Origin of the sequence: Streptomyces sp. NPDC051636 (genome assembly GCF_044453765.1) — a bacterium.
GTDB lineage: Bacteria > Actinomycetota > Actinomycetes > Streptomycetales > Streptomycetaceae > Streptomyces.
In genome coordinates, this window is the sequence record NZ_JBITDA010000083.1 from 1 (window position 1) to 3415 (window position 3415).

General features: G+C 70.3%; 4 protein-coding genes. 3 read left to right on the forward strand and 1 reads right to left on the reverse strand.

The genetic code is table 11. The annotated features are described in order from the left end of the window. The coding region (locus tag ACIBBH_RS42435; RefSeq protein ID WP_399407603.1) for an adenosylhomocysteinase at positions 1–95 on the forward strand (95 nt) is incomplete at its 5' end. A 192-nt stretch (positions 96–287) separates the two neighbouring features. Next, positions 288–902, forward strand: a complete 615-nt coding sequence (locus tag ACIBBH_RS42440; protein WP_399414337.1) for a hypothetical protein — start codon at positions 288–290, stop codon at positions 900–902. Positions 903–919: 17 nt separating this feature from the next. On the opposite strand, the gene ACIBBH_RS42445 is transcribed toward ACIBBH_RS42440, so the two are convergent. Then, the gene (locus ACIBBH_RS42445; RefSeq protein WP_399414339.1) at positions 920–1891 is read right to left on the reverse strand and encodes an RDD family protein; all 972 of its coding nucleotides are present in this window, start codon (positions 1889–1891) and stop codon (positions 920–922) included. Between the two features lie 165 nt (positions 1892–2056). Between ACIBBH_RS42445 and ACIBBH_RS42450 the strand changes: the two genes are divergently transcribed. Further along, positions 2057–3064, forward strand: coding sequence for a stage II sporulation protein M (locus ACIBBH_RS42450; RefSeq protein WP_399414342.1), 1008 nt, complete (start codon positions 2057–2059; stop codon positions 3062–3064). Positions 3065–3415 lie beyond the last annotated feature (351 nt).

Consider the following 3415-nt stretch of genomic DNA (forward strand, 5'->3'; position numbering starts at 1 on the left):
TCGGCGTCAGGCTCACCACGCTGCGCCCGGAGCAGGCCGCGTACATCGGCGTGGACGTCGAGGGCCCGTACAAGCCGGACCACTACCGCTACTGAGTCGCTGGAGCTACTGAGCCACTGACTCCGTAGCCCCCGCCCGCCGGGGAGAGCACGTCCGTGCACTGACGGGCCCTCCCCACCGGCAGGTCCTCCGAGGCAGGCCCCCGCACCCCCGTGCCGGGGGCCTGCCCCTTTGGCCGGACCAGCAGCCCTGGCCGGACCATCAGCCCGTCAAGACCCAGGACCCCCATGCCCCGCGGCCGTTATTCGCTCCACGATCCGCACGATCACACCCCCTTCGCAGAAGAGCACTTCCAGTGCGCCCCCGGCCCGTCCGGCTGGCGCTATGTCTCCCGGCTGACCACCCCCTCGGGCGACCACAGCGGCTCCGTCGACCTCACCCTCGACGAACTCGGCCGCCCCATCCGACTCGAACTGCACGCGGGTGACTGGCAGGTGCGCGGCGCCGCCCTCGACGGCGTCACCTGGGTCCGCACCGACCCCACCGGCACTCATGCCACCGAGGGCAATGTGCGCGCCCACGCCTTCACCGGCACGTCCCCCGCGTTCCTGATCGCCACCGCCCGGCTCCTGCGCCTCACCCCTTCCGCCACCGCGACCCGCGTACGCCTCGTCGCCCTCACGGACCCGGTCCTCGCCCCGCGCACCGTGGACCAGTCCTGGGCCTTGGTGGAAAGAGAAACACACGCCACTGACAACGGCCCCCTGACCGTGGACGAGTACCAGGTCACAGCCCTGGACACGGGCGAGCGGCACACCGTGCACATCGCCGGGGACGTGGTGCTCGCCGCGCCCGGCATCGAGCTGGAGGAGCTGGAGTCGCCGCCGTCGGTCTTCGGCTGAGCAGGGTCGACGCCCGGCTACGCCGGCGGTACGAAACGGGTGGTCGGCCGCTCGGCTGACGGCTGGGGCTGTGAGACAGGTGGCTGAGGCCGGTGGAGGGGCGGCAGCGGCGGTTGGACAGGCGGCTGGGGCCGATGGGCCGGCGGCGCGATCGGCTGCGGAGCCGGTGGGGCGTAGGCGCCGGGCATACCCGCCGAGAAGACGGGCGCATCACCAACGCCCGGCCCGACGCTCCCCACCGGACCGCCGAACGCCCGCCGGGCCTCACGGGCCTGCCGCTCGTTCAGCACGGCCGCCAGATACGCGGCCGGCGGAACGCCCTGCGGCGCCGGAGCCCCCGTACGAGCCGCCAGGTCGGCCGCGAGCCGATCCGCCATGGCCCAGCCGACCTGCGGATCAAGCTGCTGCATCCGCGTCAGGTACTGACGGACGGCAAGCCACAGACCATCCGGAACCGCCGACAGATCGAGCCCCGAAAAGCGCCCCGCCAGCCAGGGAGGCGGCGGAGGAACGAAATGCCCCTGCCCGGTCGGCACCCGCTCCCGCACCACCAAGGTGCCCGCGAAGACGTCCCCGAGCCGCCGCCCGCGCGCGGACACCAGCGAGGCGATACAGGCGACGACACCGAACGTCATCAGAATCTCGACCATCCCGACCGCACCCCGTACCAGCGCGTGCCGGAACCGGATCGGTCCACCGTCGTCCCGCACCACACGGAGCCCGAGCGCCAGCTTCCCCAGCGAACGCCCATGACTGAGCGTCTCCACCGCGATCGGCCCGCCCACCAGTACCAACAGAAAGCTGGCGATCGACAGTGCGACCTGCGCCGCCTCGTCCAACGACGACGTCGCCGCCACCATCGCCGTGACCACGGCCACGTAGGCGATCACGGCCACGACCAGGTCCAGCAACACCGCCAGCGCCCTGCTGGGCAGCCTCGCGGGGCGCAACTCGAGCGCCACCGCCTCGCCCGTCACCAGCTCACTCACGCCCGCCGCCCTTCCTGGTCTGCCCCGAGAACCGCAAGTCTGCCAAGCTGAGGGCACATCGCGCCCCAGTACGACAAGCTGACAGTCATCACAAGGGTCCATGACCGACGAGTGGTCCCGAGACCGACGGGCAGCCGACGACCAGCCGAGGAGCAGACAGACCCGATGGACCTCGACGTCTTCGTCTCCGGCCACCGAGCCGAGTGGGACCGTCTCGACGCGCTGCTCCGTCGTCAGCGCCGCCTCACCGGCGTGGAAGCCGACGAACTCGTCGCCCTCTACCAGCGCACCGCCACCCACCTCTCGCTGATCCAGTCAAGCGCCCCCGACCCCCAGCTCACCGGCCGGCTCAGCCAACTCGTCGCACGCGCGCGCAGTGCCGTGACAGGAACCCGCCGCGCCTCCTGGCGCGATGTCACCCGGTTCCTCGGACAGGGATTCCCCGCCGCCGTCTACCGCTCGCGCCACTGGTGGGTGCCCACTGCTCTCGTGTCCACGGTGATAGCGGTCCTGCTGGGCTGGTGGATCGGTACGCACCCGGAGGTGCAGTCCTCCATAGCGGCTCCCAGTCAGCTGCGGGAGCTCACCCGCCCCGGCGGCGAGTACGAGACGTACTACTCGAGCCATCCCGCCGCCTCCTTCGCCGCCCAGGTGTGGACGAACAACGCCCAGGCTGCCGCGATGTGCCTGGTCCTCGGCGTTTTCCTGGGCCTTCCGGTCCTCTGGATCCTCTTCGAGAACATGCTCAACCTGGGCGTCGGCTTCGGCCTGATGTCCTCGGCCGGCCGGCTCGACACCTTCCTCGGCCTGGTCCTCCCGCACGGCCTGCTGGAACTCACCGCGGTCTTTGTCGCGGCCGGAACGGGACTCCGCCTCGGCTGGACCCTCATCGACCCCGGCCCGCGCAGCCGCCGCACGGCCCTCGCCGAGGAGGGCCGTGCCGCTGTGGGCATGGCGATCGGCCTCGCCCTGGTCCTCTTCGTCTCGGGCGCCATCGAAGGCTTCGTGACCCCGTCCGGCCTGCCCACTTGGACCCGCATAGCCATCGGAATCGCCGCCGAGCTGGCCTTCCTCACGTACGTCTACGTCCTTGGCGGCCGTGCCGCGCGCGCCGGTGTCACGGGAGACGTCGAGGCGGCCGAACGCAGCTCCACCGTGCCGACCGCCGCCTGATGTGCGGACACGGTCCTTGAGCTGCTAGTCTCCTCCTCGCCCCGCAAGAGCTGTTGACACGGCGACGGTGGGGAGGTAGATTCAAACAGTTGCCTAGAGGTGGACATGCGCCCCGGGTGACGGTTAGGATCTAGCTGCTTCTTGAGGACTTCGATTCCCGAGAAGCCCTTCCGATTACTCAGAATGAGCGCCGGTCAGACCGGCCAAGAACTTCTGATAAAGTCGGACCGCCGGAAAGGGAAACGCGAGAGCGGGGACCTGGAAAGCACCGAGGAAATCGGACCGGAAAGGTCTGATAGAGTCGGAAACACCGAAGGGAAGCCCGGAGGAAAGCCGCGAGAGAGTCTCTCG

Excerpts from the sequence above, each read along its gene's own strand:
- ACIBBH_RS42440 (WP_399414337.1), top strand. The coding sequence starts at position 288 with ATGCCCCGCGGCCGTTATTCGCTCCACGATCCGCACGATCACACCCCC.
- ACIBBH_RS42450 (WP_399414342.1), top strand. The coding sequence starts at position 2,057 with ATGGACCTCGACGTCTTCGTCTCCGGCCACCGAGCCGAGTGGGACCGT.